General features: G+C 40.9%; 16 protein-coding genes. All 16 read right to left on the reverse strand.

From position 1 onward, the window contains the following. Window positions 1-24: 24 nt before the first annotated feature. The gene (pcrA, locus tag OC530_RS00760) at window positions 25-2,316 is read right to left on the reverse strand and encodes a DNA helicase PcrA (protein ID WP_173225869.1); all 2,292 of its coding nucleotides are present in this window, start codon (window positions 2,314-2,316) and stop codon (window positions 25-27) included. 517 nt (window positions 2,317-2,833) lie between these two features. After that, complete coding sequence (locus OC530_RS00765; protein WP_262078673.1) at window positions 2,834-3,694, reverse strand: methionyl aminopeptidase; 861 nt, start codon at window positions 3,692-3,694, stop codon at window positions 2,834-2,836. Between the two features lie 15 nt (window positions 3,695-3,709). After that, window positions 3,710-4,987, reverse strand: coding sequence for a CBS-HotDog domain-containing transcription factor SpxR (spxR, locus tag OC530_RS00770; protein WP_262078674.1), 1,278 nt, complete (start codon window positions 4,985-4,987; stop codon window positions 3,710-3,712). Beyond that, on the reverse strand, window positions 4,980-5,531 hold the full coding sequence (locus tag OC530_RS00775; RefSeq protein WP_262078675.1) for a GNAT family N-acetyltransferase: 552 nt from the start codon (window positions 5,529-5,531) through the stop codon (window positions 4,980-4,982). Before OC530_RS00775 ends, spxR begins: the two co-directional genes overlap by 8 nt. A 15-nt stretch (window positions 5,532-5,546) precedes the next feature. Next, window positions 5,547-6,806, reverse strand: a complete 1,260-nt coding sequence (locus tag OC530_RS00780; RefSeq protein WP_262078676.1) for a UDP-N-acetylglucosamine 1-carboxyvinyltransferase — start codon at window positions 6,804-6,806, stop codon at window positions 5,547-5,549. A 1,063-nt stretch (window positions 6,807-7,869) separates the two neighbouring features. Continuing rightward, window positions 7,870-8,028 carry a hypothetical protein gene (locus OC530_RS00785; protein WP_007284777.1) on the reverse strand — a complete coding sequence of 53 codons (159 nt, stop codon included), beginning with the start codon at window positions 8,026-8,028 and terminating at the stop codon, window positions 7,870-7,872. 9 nt (window positions 8,029-8,037) lie between these two features. After that, window positions 8,038-9,348 (reverse strand): GTPase ObgE, encoded by a 1,311-nt coding sequence (gene obgE / locus OC530_RS00790; RefSeq protein WP_000061642.1) that lies wholly within the window; start codon window positions 9,346-9,348, stop codon window positions 8,038-8,040. A 63-nt stretch (window positions 9,349-9,411) separates the two neighbouring features. Further along, entirely contained in the window at window positions 9,412-9,546 is a 135-nt protein-coding gene (locus OC530_RS00795) for a DUF4044 domain-containing protein (protein ID WP_000863859.1), read from the reverse strand. A gap of 58 nt (window positions 9,547-9,604) precedes the next feature. Continuing rightward, window positions 9,605-9,781, reverse strand: coding sequence for a PspC domain-containing protein (locus OC530_RS00800; protein ID WP_173218387.1), 177 nt, complete (start codon window positions 9,779-9,781; stop codon window positions 9,605-9,607). A gap of 29 nt (window positions 9,782-9,810) precedes the next feature. After that, a complete protein-coding gene (locus OC530_RS00805; protein ID WP_262078683.1) occupies window positions 9,811-11,136 on the reverse strand; it encodes a glycosyltransferase family 4 protein in 1,326 nt (441 codons plus the stop codon). Between the two features lie 15 nt (window positions 11,137-11,151). Next, window positions 11,152-12,195, reverse strand: coding sequence for an alpha-galactosylglucosyldiacylglycerol synthase (cpoA, locus tag OC530_RS00810; protein ID WP_173218383.1), 1,044 nt, complete (start codon window positions 12,193-12,195; stop codon window positions 11,152-11,154). Between the two features lie 115 nt (window positions 12,196-12,310). Further along, complete coding sequence (locus OC530_RS00815) at window positions 12,311-12,640, reverse strand: metal-sulfur cluster assembly factor (RefSeq protein WP_000331929.1); 330 nt, start codon at window positions 12,638-12,640, stop codon at window positions 12,311-12,313. 14 nt (window positions 12,641-12,654) lie between these two features. Then, a complete protein-coding gene (gene rpoD / locus OC530_RS00820) occupies window positions 12,655-13,764 on the reverse strand; it encodes an RNA polymerase sigma factor RpoD (RefSeq protein WP_000201906.1) in 1,110 nt (369 codons plus the stop codon). A gap of 2 nt (window positions 13,765-13,766) precedes the next feature. After that, window positions 13,767-15,527, reverse strand: coding sequence for a DNA primase (dnaG, locus tag OC530_RS00825; RefSeq protein WP_164226978.1), 1,761 nt, complete (start codon window positions 15,525-15,527; stop codon window positions 13,767-13,769). A gap of 89 nt (window positions 15,528-15,616) precedes the next feature. Continuing rightward, on the reverse strand, window positions 15,617-16,375 hold the full coding sequence (locus OC530_RS00830; protein ID WP_120770133.1) for an ABC transporter ATP-binding protein: 759 nt from the start codon (window positions 16,373-16,375) through the stop codon (window positions 15,617-15,619). Continuing rightward, complete coding sequence (locus OC530_RS00835; RefSeq protein WP_025171903.1) at window positions 16,372-17,238, reverse strand: ABC transporter permease; 867 nt, start codon at window positions 17,236-17,238, stop codon at window positions 16,372-16,374. Before OC530_RS00835 ends, OC530_RS00830 begins: the two co-directional genes overlap by 4 nt. Window positions 17,239-17,255: the final 17 nt, after the last annotated feature.

Here is a 17,255-nt window from a genome sequence, read left to right on the forward strand (position 1 = left end):
ATTATTCGTGAGAAGGATGGAAAATTAGATTTTTTTCTCAATTGGGGCTACACTAGCTAAAAGTTTTTTCAAACCTACTTCTGGGAAATTGATTTTTAATTCCTGAGTAGCTCCGTTACCTGAAACTTCCAGAACAGTTCCCTCTCCCCATTTCTTGTGGAGGGCAATATCACCAATAGACCAATTTGCCTCGCTAGACGCTGATTTTGTGCCAGCTATAAATTGACCAAATGGGAGACCGCTTGACTGGATAGTTTTTGGAGCAGCACTGCGTTTACGGTCTTGGAGGGCCTGCGCCAAACTCATACCTTGACCGAAGGCAAGGCCACCACTACTATATGATGCTTTAAAGCTTGTATTTGCTGGACGAGCCAACCCTTGATACTCAAGTAAGTCTGAACTGATTTCGTTAATAAAACGAGTCGGACGATTGTAGTTGGTACGACCAAAAAGCAGGCGCGAGTTGGCATTGGTCAGATAGAGAATTTTCTCTGCACGCGTAATTCCTACATAGGCCAGACGGCGTTCTTCTTCTAATTCATCTTGATCTTCAGCTGCACGGCTAAGCGGAAAGACATTTTCTTCCATCCCAATCAAAAAGACAACTGGAAACTCAAGACCTTTGGCAGCATGCAGGGTCATCAAGGTCACTTCTGATGTCTCCTGACTGCCTGAATCTGTGTCTGCAATCAAGGCCAAATCATTTAGGAAACGACTCAGTTTATCCAGACCAGTTTCCTCTTCTGGCCCATCAGAGATGTCATCAAAGTTTTTCGTCACAGAAAGGAACTCTTCAATATTTTCAACCCTAGCCTTGCTTTCTAAGGTCGCTTGAGCATTTAGAATATCGACGTAACCTGTTTTTTCTAGGACGGCCTCAACCAACTCTGTAATATTTAATTGATCTAGCTGCTCTCGTAAATCTAGAATCATATTGGCAAAATCCCAGATAGACTGGACTGCTTTACCCTTGATACCAGATAACATGATATTAGCTGAAGCATCTAGCATGGACATATCTTGCATATTCGCAAAGTCACGGATTTTCTCAACTGTACCTGGCCCAATTCCACGTTTAGGCTCGTTGATAATACGCTCAAAACTGATATTGTCACTCAAATTGGCAATAAGATTAAGATAAGCGATAATATCGCGGATTTCCTTACGGCTGTAGAACTTGGTTCCTCCGACCATTGTATAAGGAATATTGGACTTAAGCAAGGCTTCCTCAATAGTACGGGACTGGGCATTAGTCCGATAGAGAACTGCAAAATCCTTGTGAAGGAAGTTTTGACTCCGACCAAGTTCATCGATGGTTTTGGCTACAAATACAGCCTCATCCAGCTCATCATTGGCACGATAGTAAACGATTTGCTCCCCATCAGCATTTTGAGTCCAGAGATTCTTAGGACGGCGGTTTTTATTGTTTTTAATGACCTCGTTGGCCGCTTGGAGAATGATTTTGGTGGAACGGTAATTCTCCTCCAACAAAACAACCTTGGCTTGGGGATAATCTTTCTCGAAATCCAAGATATTCTGCATGTCAGCACCACGCCAACCGTAGATGGACTGGTCAGCATCCCCAACCACACAGATATTTTTAAAACGGGAAGCCAAGAGTTTAACCAATTGGTACTGTGCGTGGTTGGTATCTTGGTACTCATCAACATGGATGTACTGAAATTTTTGCTGGTAGTAGGTCAAGACATCAGGATTTTGATCAAAGAGACGCAGAGTCAGCATAATCAAATCATCAAAGTCAACCGACTCCGACTGACGAAGCTCTTTCTGATAGGCTGTATAACACTGGGCCACGATTTGCGTGTACATATCTCCAGCTTGGGCAGCATAAGCCACATCATCAATCAAATCATTCTTAGCATTGGAAATAGTTCCTAAAATGCTCCGTTCATTCCATTTTTTCGGATCCAAGTTTAACTGCTTAAGAATGCGTTTCATAAGAGTTCGCTGTTCACCAGGATCCACAATAGTAAAATTACGATTGTAGCCAATATGGTCCGCATCGCGACGCAGAATACGCACACACATGGAGTGAAAGGTCGCTATCAAACAGTCCTGAGTGGCTGGATTGAGGCTATAAGCACGCTCTTTCATCTCACGCGCAGCCTTATTAGTAAAGGTAATAGCCAAGATATTCCACGGATTGACCAGCTTTTCATCAATCAAATAAGCGATACGGTGGGTCAAAACTCGGGTCTTTCCAGAACCAGCCCCCGCCATGATCAACAAGGGACCTTCTGTCGTTTGCACCGCCTCAGCCTGACGGTCATTCATTCCATTTAATAATGCGTTCATCTTCTCTTCCTTACTCTTGAAGTCAATATTTCTATTATATCAGAATTCAGGGAAAATAGAAACTTTACGGGGAGTAGCAAAATATAGTGGATTGAAACTAGAATACTACACTGTAGGTTTCTAAAACACTCAACTCTTTCATTCAATTTTTTCATAAACTAGCTCAATACTTCAATATGAAAAAGGTAAATTTAAGATTGGCAATACGAACGTTAAACAGAATTTCATTGCTCTTTTTAGAATCAAAACGACAATATTGTGGAACCTCTACAGAAACAATAGATTGCGACACTAAAATATTCTCCCCTAGTTTTGCTTTACTAATAGTATATAGGAGGAGAGCCCTGAATCCTAGATCCTCTGTTATAATGTCGTTACAAACAAAGTTGAAGAAAATCTTAAAATCAGAAAAACGCATTATACCAGGCATTAAAAGCTTGATACAATACGTTTTATTATAAAAAGATCTACTGGATTTTTTATCAAAATAAACTTCCAGTAGTCTTTTCACTTTTTATTAATAAGTTCCTTCTTCACCTTGACTAGTCAAGATAACAGGACCATCTTTCGTAATGACAAATTGGTGTTCATATTGACAAGATAGTCCACCGTCAATGGTCTTATGCGCCCAGCCGGTCTTCATATCTGTATCAATTTCCCAGTCACCTGTATTGATCATTGGTTCAATAGTCAAGACCATTCCTTCACGAAGACGGAGTCCTCGACCTGCAATACCATAGTTAGGAACCATTGGTTCTTCGTGCATAGTTGGGCCAACACCATGACCAACCAAATCACGCACTACACCGTAACCACGACTTTCAGCATATTCTTGAATAGCCGCTCCAATATCACCGATACGGTTTCCAACAACAGCTTGCTCAATCCCCTTGTACATAGCTTCTTTGGTTACATCCATCAAATTTTTGACTTCTTCGGACGGTGTACCTACAGCATAAGCCCAACAAGAGTCTGCCAGACCACCAGAATAGCTCTGAGTGTATTTTTTCATTTGCTCAACATTGTTGAAGTTTAATTTTGAGACATTCAAATCAGATTTAGCAATTGGGCCTCCCAAAACCATATCAACTTTGAGCAAATCACCATCTTTCAAGATATAGTGACGAGGGAAAGCATGAGCCACTTCATCATTAAGAGAGCAACAGGTAGCATAAGGATAGTCCATCATTGCACCGTCAACTCCAATCTGAAGCGGAAGGAAATTTTCTTCCTTACAACGATGGCGAACGTATTCTTCAACTTCCCACATATCTACGCCAGGCTTAATCAAATCACGCAAGCCGATATGAATACTTGCTAGAAAATCACCGGCCTTATCCATAGCTTCGATTTCACGAGCTGATTTTAATGTTATCATTATTTCTCCTAGTTTCTAATTAATTTTAACGGTTACATTTGCCTTTGAAACAATCTGATGACCATGATAAATATCGTAATCAATAATGGCTGATCGTCTCGTATGATGGATAATGCGTGCTTGAATGCGCAGTATATCATCTATCTGAACCGCCTGCAAAAAGTAGATCAGCATTTGCTCTATGATGAGATTGCGACCACTATTCACAACTAAATCTTGAGTCATGTGAGTCAGTATCTCCGCCAATACACCGTTAGCTAAAACACCGTTTTTCTCAAGCATAAAGGGCTCAACTGTAATGACTACTTCATCATGGTGATAAGAAAGTTTTTGACCAATCTGCTCAGAAAAAGTTGGTAGAGCCGAAACTTGGGAACGACTCATCTTCTCCATGACATCTCGTCTTGTCACAACTCCAAGCAAGGTTTGATTATTCCGAACAACCGGTACCATTTCAAAGTCTTCAGCAATCATCCGTTGACTGACATTGGCAATATTTGTCGATAATCCAACCAAAAATAGACTACGAGACATGACTTTATCAATTGTCGTGTTTGGTGATTTATCGCCAGCATCTCTCATGGTTACAACCCCAACAACAACCTGATGTTGATTGATAACTGGGAAACGACTGCTACGATTCTTGCGTACCAAGTCCAAATAATCTTTAACAGTGTCTGTCTCTCTCAGAAAACCATATTCATGACTTGGACGATAAAGCTTCTCAACTGTCAAAATATCAGTCTTGATTTGGACATTTGACAAGGCTTTATTGATCATGGTCGCGACAGTGAAAGTGTCATGCTTGCTTCTCAGAACAGGAATTCCTTTTTGATTGGCCAGTTTAAGAACATCATCATGAACCTGAAATCCCCCTGTAACCAGAACGGCATTTTCATTTTCAAGTGCTAACAGTTGGATACGGGTACGGTCTCCGACAATCAAGAGTCCCCCATCATGAAGGTAAGACAAAATATTTTGTTCGGTCATGGCACCGATTGAAAACTTACTAAATTCTCTCTCTAAACCTTCTTGCCCAGCCAGAACCTCAGAAGAAGTCACTTCTGCTATCTCAGCAAATGTTAATCTTTCGATAGCAACTTTCTGAGATTTAACACGGATAGTACCACTTCTTGGGCGAGTCTCTACAATTCCACGGTTTTCAGCTTCCTTGATAGCCCGATAGGCCGTTCCATCACTGACTCCCAGATGATTGGAAATACTACGAACACTGACCCTTTTACCTACTGGTAATTCCTCCAAATAACTTAGAATTTCTTGGTGTTTACTCATTAACTTCTCCCTTTACAAAGCGAAACTCAAGATAATCTCGCATTTTCCTTGTATAGCGATCACTTCCTTTAAACTGACGAATCAACCGAAATCCAGACTTAAGGGCAACCTTTTGACTTGCTTCATTTTCGAGGTGGGTAATAATGGACAATTGTTTTAAACCAAATTCCTCAAAAGAAAGCTGACAAATTTTTCTAACAACCTCTGTCATAAATCCTTGCGACCAAGCATCTTTTCTCAAAAAATAGCCAATCTCAGCTTCTTTTTTAATTTCATCTAACTTTTCAAACTTAACAGAACCAATCACTTTTTCAGTTTTCTGGTCACAAATTGCCCACACTCCCAAAGGGGACTTCATAAAGTAATTGGCCAGTGCATATTGACTTTCTTCCAGACTTGCCTGAGTTGGGAAAATAAATTGTAAATTTTCAGGATTTGAAGCTATCTCATGGAAGTCCTGACTATCACTAAAAAAGAAAGGACGCAAATACAAGCGATCCGTTTCAAAAAAAGAAAACATTGCTAATTTGGTCCAAATATTCATAAACACCTCTACGGTTTAATCCTCAACAAGTGTAATATCCGCTCCTAGATTACGTAATTTTTCAATAATATCAGAATAACCACGTAAGATAAACTCGATATTGGTAATTTCAGTTTTACCTTCAGCCATAAGCCCAGCAATGACTAGTGCAGCCCCAGCTCGTAGGTCAGTCGCTTTAACACTTGCCCCACGTAAATCACGTCCACCTGTGTACAAAATATGACCATTTGTTGTCGAAATGTCCGCATCCATCTTTGCTAGTTCAAAAACATGATTTACACGCTTTTCGTAAATCGTATCGACAATTGTACCACGACCATTCGCTCTTAGTAAAAGTGGGGTAATCGGTTGTTGCAAATCAGTTGCAAAGCCTGGGTAAGGAGCTGTCTTAATATTGATTGCTTTCAAATTAGACTGCTCTTCGACAAAAATGCTGTCTTCAGATACAGTCATTCTCACTCCCATTTCTTCCAGCTTAGCAATAAATCCTTCTAGGTGTTCGTAAAGAACATTATTTATACGAATCCCCTTGCCGACTGCAGCAGCTAAAGAAATATATGTTCCAGCTTCGATACGGTCTGGAATCACCTGATGACGCGTTCCATGTAATCTTTCAACACCATCAATAATGATGATATTAGTTCCTGCCCCACGGATGTGGGCACCCATATTATTCAAGAGAGTTGCAACATCAATAATCTCAGGTTCACGGGCTGCATTTTCAATAATAGTACGACCATTCGCTTTAACCGCAGCAATCATCGTATTGATCGTTGCCCCTACACTAACCGTATCCATGTAAATACTTGCACCATGAAGTCCTGTATCTTTAGCAGATAACTTCATGTTATCTCCCTCGTAACTAACAGTGGCACCCATAGCTTCAAAAGCCTTAAGGTGTAGGTCAATCGGACGAGGACCAAGATCACATCCTCCCGGTAGACCAACTGTCGCTTCACCAAAACGGCCTAAGAGGCTCCCATAAAAATAGTAAGATGCACGAAGACTGTTAATTTTACCATAAGGCATTGGAATATTTTGAACACCTCTTGGATCAATCTCCAAGACATCATCATAACGCTTAACAGTAGCTCCCATCAATTCCATAATTTCGACAAGACTCGCTACATCCGAAATATCTGGAACACAATCCAAAGTCACCTCATCATCAGCCAAGATAATAGCCGGAATTAAGGCCACAACACTATTTTTAGCACCACTAATAGTGATTTCACCTTGTAGTGGTAATCCACCATTGATAACAATTTTTCTCATTCTAAGTTTTCAATACTCTTTCAAGATTTCTAATAAGGTCTTTAAAATAAATTATATCATAAATGCAACCTTTTTTCCATCCTTTTCAATTTTATTGGATAAATCAGAGTTGATGATTTAGTCACTGATACTCAATGAAAATCAAAGAGCAAACTAGGAAGCTAGCCGCAGGCTGCTCAAAACACTGTTTTGAGGTTGTAGATAAGACTGACGAAGTCAGTCACATATATACGGCAAGGCGATATTGACGTGATTTGAAGAGATTTTCGAAGAGTATAATCTTTCTCGAATCGCTATTGCCCCTTTTTTGCCCCCTGAAATCGAGTAGGAGCTAAGACTAACCCCCTTATCTAAGTATCGGAATACGGCTGTTCAACTAAACTTTAGAAAGAACTTCTCCCCCTTCTCTCAGTTCACAGAAGCGTTTTATACATAGCGTCCTATATTTCATGAACAAGACGTTTTCAGGCTAGCATCCTATCAGACAATCTATTTTAAAGATAACCGTGACTCAGGATCACCTCTATCTGTCGTTTTCTCTTTATAGTGATAGACCTCACGGGATAAGTCATACATCTTTCCTCGTGTATACAAGATATGAGGACGTTAAAAGGTTACAGTGAAAATAGAAAATCTTAGTCCGAATTCAATTACTCTCGTGCTTTATGTATATAGGTTACGACTACCTTTTTGGACTTTAGAGTTTTGAGCCCCCTTATCCACTATATACGCCTTACTATCACGTTCCTGTTCGTAGAGCCACGATTTCGCTATCCCTTCTTATTTCCAGCATCAGACTTAAAACGATCTATCCCCAGACCGTTTTAATCCGCTACCTCACGATAGTCAGGCTTGGGAATCGCTATTTGACTCGCCGAGAATTTTGACATCAGATATACTATAACAAAGTGAAATAAGAATCAAACAATTTAATTTTGAAATTCAAATCAATTGATAACAATATTTTAGAAGATATGCTGTGCTATTCCAGATTCAGTTTGCTATACATCCCGTCGTACCACAAAATCCCGTATCTGATGAGGCACGGGATTTTTTAGCTTCTTTACTGAGATGGATTGTCTTTTTTAGTTCGTGCCAATCTCAGAGCACGATTTGGATTGAGACGATTAAACAGTTCTTCCAATTTCTTTTCATTCCAAACGTCTGCAGCGGAAACAAAATTACCATCCGCATCTCGGAAAGATATCGGTTTATCTCCCATATCAGTCTCCTAGTCTACAAATTCAAACTCAAATTTACCAATTCGGACCAAGTCACCATCTTTAGCACCACGCGCACGAAGGGCTTCATCAACCCCCATACCACGAAGTTGGCGGGCAAATTTCATGACAGATTCATCACGATCAAAGTTGGTCATATTAAAGAGTTTCATGAGTTTTTCACCAGAAAGTACCCATGTCGCATCGTCATCACGGCTAATTTCAAAGGCTTTCTCTTCCTCGTCAAAGCCGTAGTAGGCTTCTTCTTCCATATCAGACTCGTCATAGAGCAAGAATTCTGGTGTCTTGTCTAACAATTCAGCTGTAGCATCCAAAAGCGTAGCCAGACCTTGCTTGGTCAAACCAGATATTGGGAAGATAGCTGGTAACTCTTCAAATTCATCGTAGTTTTCAGCCAATTTTTTCTTGAATTCTTCAAGATTTTCCTGACTCTCAGGCATATCCATCTTATTGGCTACAATAATCTGCGGACGCTCCATGAGGCGAAGATTGTATGACTCCAACTCTTTATTGATTGCTAGGTAGTCCTCATAAGGATCACGGCCTTCGCTAGCTGACATATCAATGATGTGAAGGATGACACGGGTACGCTCAATGTGACGGAGGAACTGAGTTCCCAAACCAACACCTTGACTAGCCCCTTCAATCAAACCTGGTAAATCAGCTACTGCAAAGGATTCACCTGATTGGGTGCGAACCATACCTAGATTTGGCACAATGGTCGTAAAGTGGTAGGCACCAATTTTAGGTTTAGCTGAGGTAATAACACTTAAAAGTGTTGATTTTCCTACTGATGGGAATCCTACCAAACCTACGTCTGCCAAAATTTTTAGTTCTAATTGTAATTCACGCTCCTGACCTGGTTCTCCATTTTCAGAGATTTCCGGTGCAGGATTTTTTGGTGTCGCAAAGCGGATATTTCCACGACCACCACGACCACCGTGGGCAACGATAAATTCTTGACCATGTTCAATCAAATCTGTCAAGACCTTGCCAGTCTCTGCATCACGAACGGTCGTACCTTGTGGTACACGAACTCTAAGGTCCTCAGCACCACGACCATGCATCCCTTTGGTCATCCCTTTTTCACCAGAATCAGCCTTGAAATGGCGATTGTAGCGAAAATCCATCAAAGTCCGTAGTCCTTCGTCTACAACGAAGACCACATTGCCTCCACGACCACCGTCACCACCCCAAGGTCCACCATTAGGGACATATTTTTCACGGCGAAAGGCAACCATGCCATCGCCACCATTACCAGCCTTGACCTTGATCTTGGCTGTATCTAAAAACATACTCATTTTTTCTTCTCACTTTAAAAAATGGCTGGGAAATCCCAGTCACAAAATTTTCTTAAATCTATTTTATAGATTACTGAGGGCACCAATTGCAGTTGCAAAAATTCCCAATAAACTTGCTACTAGCATGATAATCACGATAAACAAGGTTATTTTCTCAAACATAGTTTTTTTACGATTTCCATTATCTCCAAATGCCATTTTTTTCTCCTTCGTTACATTCTATTTTCTATTATCTTAGCATGAATTTAGCTAGTTTTCAATAGTCAGTTGCTACAGGTGCGATAATCCATAAAATGATATAAGCTACAATTCCCGCTCCGTAACAGCAAGCAAAAACACCCCATATTACGCGAACGATAGTTGGATCCATATCAAGATAATGGGCCACTCCGGCACAAACACCCGCAATCTTTTTGTCATGCCCACTTCTCATTAATTGTTTTTTCATAGCTGTTCCTCTTTCTATTCTTCATGGTCTTTCCAATAATCTCTTATGCTGATTAACTGTGTTTTTGAAGCCTTCAGCATGCGTCTAGAGCCTTTTACCGGTACAGCGACCACCTTTTGCGGTAGATACAAAACTGTCTTAAAGATACGCTGACTAACCGTATCATCTTTAGCCAAATCTTTCTGGAAGTTATTTGAAATAATGGCATCCAGATAAAACTCATGCACTCGTTTTCCAAAGTTCTCAGCTGAAATCTCATACAATTTCTCTGATAAGGTATGCTCATTCATATCTGGCGTTGCAATCAAGGCCTCTAAAATAGCTCCAGCCAAATCATGTTCACCGTAATACAAGGTTCCAAACATTTTGTCACTGATCAGATTGTCCAGATAAGAATTTCCATGAGCAATGACAGGCGTCCCACTGGCTAAGCTTTCCAAGTAGGTCAAGCCTTGGGTTTCACTTGTCGATGCCGAGATGAAGAAATCCGCCGCCTTATAATAAAGAGCCGTCTCACTAGGAGCAATCATCCCTGTAAAGATGACCGAGTCTTGAATCTCTAGTTTCTGGGCTTGCCCTTTGAGGTCATCTAAATAAGGCCCGTCCCCAGCTACTACCAGTTTGACCTTGTCTTCTTCTTTCAGAACTTCTGCAAAGGCTGCTAGTACTGCTTGAATATTTTTTTCATAGGAAATTCTCGAAAGACTCAGCAACATCTTTTCACCATCTTGAATCCCTAGTTTACTACGCAGTTCTTTCAAATTTTCCTGCTTGATTTCTGGACGCTCAAACTTGGCTAATTCAATCCCAGTAGGAATGACCCGTTTTTCAACCTTAACCTTATAGTTCGATAGCAAGTCTCGGACAATCTCACTCGGGCAAATGACTCCATCCACATCATGCAAAAAACCTCTAACCAGATACTTGACCATGCTAGGACGAATCAACATTCCCTTGGCAATATAATGCACATAGTCTTCGTACTGAGTGTGATAGGTATGGATGACTGGAATCTTCAATTCACGCGCAATCCAAATCCCCAACAAACCAAGAGAAAATTCTGTCTGAGTGTGGATAATATCCAGTTGATATTGTTTAGCAATTTCAAGCGCCTTGCTGAAACCTCGATAGGCAAAGCGACGATCTTTAAAAGCAAAGAAAGGAACACTTGGAATGCGGATAATTTGCCAATCTTCATAACGATTGACATCCTTATCTGTCGTCGTAAAGATAAAAACAGCATGTCCCTGTTTTTCAAGTTCTGTTTTCAAGGTTCGAATACTGGTCGCAACACCTGAAACCTGAGGAAAATAGGTATCTGTAAATAAACCAATTCGCATAGATTACCTCACTTTTTACTTTCTCCCTAAAGCGGCTTGTTTCTCATAAAAGTTCAACCAGATTTGCAACAGATGCTCTTCAGAATACTCTCTAGAGATATTCTTAGCCTTTTCTTTAAGATCGTTTAAGGTAGCAGGATTTGCTTGATATTCCAGAATAGCTTCTTTCATCTCTTCTCTATCTGCTGTCGCCCGATAATTTCCCTCTAAAATTACCTTATAAAGATCTAAATCACGCAACATAATAGGAGCTTCACAACTAGCAGCCTCTAAAATCGTCATCGGAAAGAGCTCATTGTAACTAGGAAGCAAGAAAAGATCCGCTAGGGCATATAATTCGCGCATCCGCTCTGGTGAGACAATTCCTGGAAAAATCAAATTTTTAGGGGGATTCTCCATGATTTTCTTGTAACGTTCATAACCATCTGTCATACCACCAAAAGAGAAACCACCTGCCCAGATAAAGGTAATTTGCGGCAATTCCTCAGCCAGACGGATAAAATCGTCAATCCCTTTGCGCTTCTGAACTTGACCAGCACCTACTACGATAAACTGATTGTCACTAAGACCTAGCTCTGTACGCAGTATCGCTACCTCTTCCTGTGGAAGAGGATGCCATTTTTCCTTGTTTACAAAGTTAGGAATATAAGTCACTTTTTCACGTGGAATACCAGCTGCCACCAAATCCTCGATAAACATAGGATTGACCACCACCAAGTGCTCCATCCGGTTGTAAAAAGAAAATACATAGCGTTTCACAATTCCCTTTAAGAAAAATGGAATTTTCAAACTCCCCTCAAGTGTATCAGGCAAGAAATGTACATAGCCAATTTTCCTTCCTGAGCGTTTCTTTTGGAATGTTGATAAATAATAGGGGAAATCAATTGTATGAAAGTGAGTCACATCTGCCTCGATTGGAAGATTTTCTGTAACAATCAATTGGTCCTTGGCATCACGGTGAAGAAGACGAACTAATTCACGGTAGGCACCTGAAACTCCTTGTCCTGCTACTTTCTCACTTGAACTCAACATATTGATGCGTAATTTCTTTTTTTCCATAACTACTATTATATCATTTTCTTTGAATAAAATCAGCAAAAGAAAGGAGAGACTAAAGGAAAAGAAGAGGAAATTTCCTCACTTTTCCAATAATCTCTCACATGCTTTTATTTGTTTACTTAATGCCTAGGGCAATGCGTGCATAGCGACTCATTTTTTCAACAGTCCAGGCTGGATACCAAACCAATTTGACCTCAGTATCCGTTACTTCTGGAACCTCGGTCATGGCATCATAAATCTGGTCCGTCAAAAGGTCTGCTAGGGGACAACCCATAGTTGTCAACGTCATATCAATCTCTGTTTGCCCTGTGTCGCCGTCAAAACGAATCTCATAAATCAAACCAAGATTGACAATATCGATTCCCAACTCAGGGTCAATAACTTCTTCCAAGGCTGTTAAAATCCGTGTTTTGATGTTTTCAATTTGCTCTTCTGTATAAGCCATATTTATCCTCACTCTTAGTCTTCAATAAAATCACGAAGCGGTTTGCTGCGACTTGGTTGGCGTAGTTTTCTCAAAGCTTTAGCTTCAATCTGACGGATACGCTCGCGAGTCACGTTAAAGACTTTACCCACATCTTCAAGGGTGCGCATTTTCCCATCATCAAGCCCAAAACGTAGACGCAGAACATTTTCTTCACGATCTGTAAGAGTATCCAAGACCTCATCCAACTGCTCTCGTAAAACGATACGAGTTGTATAGTCCACTGGATTTTCAATCACTTCATCTTCGATAAAGTCCCCAAGGTGGCTATCATCCTCTTCACCGATAGGAGTTTCAAGGGATACCGGTTCTTGGGCAATCTTCAAGATTTCACGAACCTTGTCAGGGGTCATATCCATACGTTCAGCAATTTGCTCAGGTGTTGGATCTTGACCCAATTCTTGAAGAAGATTACGCTGTTCACGAACCAATTTATTGATGGTTTCAACCATGTGAACTGGGATACGGATGGTACGAGCTTGATCCGCAATAGCACGAGTGATAGCCTGACGAATCCACCAAGTTGCGTAAGTTGAGAACTTGAACCCTTTAGAATAGTCAAACTTGTCAACCGCCTTCATCAAGCCCATATTTCCTTCTTGAATCAAGTCAAGGAACTGCATACCACGACCGACATAGCGTTTGGCGATGGAAACAACCAAACGAAGGTTGGCTTCCGCAAGACGTTGTTTGGCTTCGATATCACCAGCTTCAACAGCCAGTGCCAATTCTTTTTCCTCTTCATTGGTCAAGAGAGGAACGACTCCGATTTCTTTCAAGTACATACGGACAGGGTCATTAACCTTAGCAGAAGTTGACCCAATCAAGTCCTCATCGCTGAGTTCTGGTTCTTCTTCATTGCTAAGAACACGCGCACTCGGATTTCCTTCGTTATCTGTGATCGAAATTCCTGCATCCTGAATCCGTTGCAAGAGATCTTCAATCCCATCAGCGTCCAAGGTAAAAGGAACGACAAGACTAGCATTGATTTCATCATCTGTTGCTGTCCCTTTTTGCTTATGATTACGGATAAATTCTGCTACTTGTACGTCAAATGTTGTTACTTCTTTTTGTTTTGTTGCCATTATTACTCCATTCTTCTCTTTTGGGAAATTAAACGTTCCAATTCTTCTAGGGCTGTATCTGTATCTCCTACATGGCTAGCTTCCTGCACCTTCTTTTTGATTCTCATATTGTCCTGATTCAAGAGAGCCTTGTTTCGAGTCAACTCTACTTCACTAAGTTCCTGCGGTGACATCTCAACAGGCAAATCCTGAGCTAAGACTTGGTACCAAGCTCTTTCAACTTCCTCTGTCTGTTCTGCTAAAACTTCTGGAGGAAGATTGCCATACTGGCCAAGCAAGTCATATAAGACCTGAAATTCAGGTGTGTCAAATGCAAAGTCTTCTCGCAAACGGTAATCGTTCAAAACAAGAGGAAATTCCATCATCCGATAAAGTAGATGGGCTTCTGCCCTCATAATAGCCGATAACTGCTTGGTGACAGGCATGGTGATTGGCGTCGGTCTGGAAATCCCTTCCATGCGATTCTGCCTTTGCGCCTGGCGGCTTTCATTAACAATCTGCTCAATCTGAGCATAATCAAAGGACGCCAGACTGTCAGCTAAAATATGAATATAGCTGTTTTGAGCAGTAATAGACTTTTCTCGAACAATCAAGGGAGCTATTTTTTCAATAAACTCAATCTGAGCCTGCAGATTTTCACTATTTTCAGGCTTGTACTGATGAATGTAAAACTCAATCGGACTAATACGAGTTTTCGTTAATAGATAGGCCAAGTCTTCTGGTCCATTTTTTTGTAGATACTCATCTGGATCCAAGTTATCAGGCATGCTGACAATTTGCACAGGCATCTCACCAATTTCGTCCAGCGCTTTTAAAGTCGCGGCTTGCCCAGCCTTGTCGCCATCGTAAACAAGAACCAACTTCTTGGTTAACCTTTTCAGATGCTCAACATGCTCACGACTCAAGGCCGTTCCCATAGATGCCACAGCGTTTTCGATTCCAGCCCTATAGGCTGCGATGACATCCATGAACCCTTCCATGAGGTAAATCTCACTAGCTTTTCCAGAAGATTTTTTTGCCCTATCCATATGATATAATTCGTAACTTTTGTTAAAAATTGCAGTCGATCTGCTATTTTTATACTTAGAAGTTTGTGAATCCGTTTTCTGCCAGATACGACCTGAGAAGGCAATAACCTTTCCCTGATCATTGGTCAGGGGAAACATAATCCGATTGTGAAAGGTGTCTACAAATTGATTGGCATCTGAGAGGTAAAATAGTCCCGAATCCAAGAAATCCTCTTCACGATACTGACCAGCCAAACGTTGATAGAGATAGTTTCGTTCTGGAGGTGCTAAACCAATCCGAAAATGCTTGAGCACTTCATCTGTCAAACCACGCTGATAAAGGTAGTTTCTGGCCTCTTCCCCCATAGTCGTTGTCATGAGAATAGCATGATAAAATTTGGCTGCATCTTCGTGCATATCATAAAGAGCTTGGTGAGGAGAAACTGGCTTTTGTTCACTATAAAGCGGTTTTTCCACCTCTATCCCAACACGCTGACCTAAGATTTGGACAGCCTCCATAAAGGGAACCCCTTGGTACTCCTCGATGAACTTAAAGACATCACCTGAGCGACCACAACCAAAACAGTGGTAAAACTGCTTATCCTCAACAACGTTAAAAGAAGGTGTTTTTTCACCATGAAAAGGACAGAGCCCTAGATAGTTCCGTCCTGCCTTTTGTAAAGAAATCACATCTCCTATGACTTCCACAATGTTGGCATTGTTTTTGATTTCTTCAATGACTTGTTTGTCAACCATACACAATACCTCCATGTTATCATAGTTTACTTTATATAGTATACTTTATTTCAGAAAAAAAGTAAACCATTTCACTCATTTTCCCTACTTTATTCAAAGAGTTGATAATAATCAGAGATTTTCATTTTTGCTTTTTCTTCTTGGGTCAAATCTTGGATGATCCGTCCTTCTTTCATGACAATTAAGCGATTGCCATACTTAAGAGCATCTTCCATGTGATGAGTAATCATAAGCGCTGTCAGCTGGTCTTTCTTGACAAATTCATCCGTCAATTCCATCAAGGCCACACTGGTCTTTGGATCAAGGGCTGCAGTATGCTCGTCTAACAAGAGTAATTCAGGTCGCTTCAAGGTTGCCATCAAGAGACTCAAAGCCTGTCTTTGTCCACCAGATAAGAACTCAATCGGTGTATTCAAGTGTTTCTCAAGACCGTTTCCCACTTTTTCAATAGTTGCCTGAAACTCATCCTTATAGCTAGCCAGACGTCTCGGAAACAGTCCACGCTTTTCACCACGAAACTTGGCAATTAAGAGATTTTCAGCCACCGTCATACGAGGAGCTGTCCCCATCTTTGGATCTTGGAAAACACGAGACAGATACTTAGCGCGCTTCTCTGGTGAAAACTTGGTAACATCCTCACCCAAAATACGGATAGTTCCACTGGTTAGTGATAGGGTTCCTGCTATAGTGTTAAAGAGGGTCGATTTACCAGCACCATTTCCACCTAAAATCGTGATGAAATCCTGTTCAAAAATTTCTAATGAAACATCATTTAAAATAATCTTTTCTTCATCAAAGCCATTTTTAACGACTTTGGTTGCATTTTTTAATTCTACAATGGCTGTCATTTGCTTAATTTGGCTCCTTTCAAGATGGTTTGCTTAAATGTTGGAATCATGAGGCAGACTGCTAAAATCACGGCGCTGTACAAACGAAGGTAACTTGTATTAAAGCCAAGCGCAATAACTGCCCACACTAAGAATTGATAGGCAATAGAACCGACAACAATGGTAACCAGACGTTCTGCCAAGCTCAAACTCTTGAAGATAACTTCTCCAATAATCAAACTTGCAAGCCCCACAACGATCACCCCGATTCCTCGAGATACATCAGCATAGCCTTCTTGCTGGGCAATGAGAGCGCCTGCAAGGGCAATCACACCATTTGATAAGACCAAGCCCATGAGCTCCATGCGTCCAGTATGAATCCCGAAACTTCTAGCCATATCAGGATTGTCACCTGTAGCAATATAGGCTTGTCCGAGTTTGGTGTCCAAGAAAAAGAGCATGAGAGCAATGACAAGGCTGACAAAGATGAGACCTGTCAAGAGTTGGTTCAAATCCGAATCAAAAGGTAAAACATCCTGAATTTGCTTTGTTCCAAGCAAACCTAAATTCGCACGTCCCATAATCAAGAGCATGATAGAGTGACAGGAAGTCATCACCAAAATCCCTGAGAGCAAGGTTGGGATCTTCCCTTTTGTATAAAGAAGTCCTGCTGCCATTCCAGCCAAACAACCTGCTCCTACAGCAAGCAGTGTCGCTAAAAATGGGTTCACTCCTTTGGTTATCAAAGTGACAGCAACAGCTCCCCCAAGAGGGAAAGAACCTTCTGTCGTCATATCTGGAAAGTTTAAAATCCTAAATGTCATAAAGATTCCCAGACCTAAAATAGCCCAGACAAATCCTTGAGAAATAATAGATAATATCATCTGTTTCTTAACCTTTT

This window comes from Streptococcus sp. Marseille-Q5619, from assembly GCF_946901205.1.
Taxonomy (GTDB): Bacteria; Bacillota; Bacilli; order Lactobacillales; family Streptococcaceae; genus Streptococcus.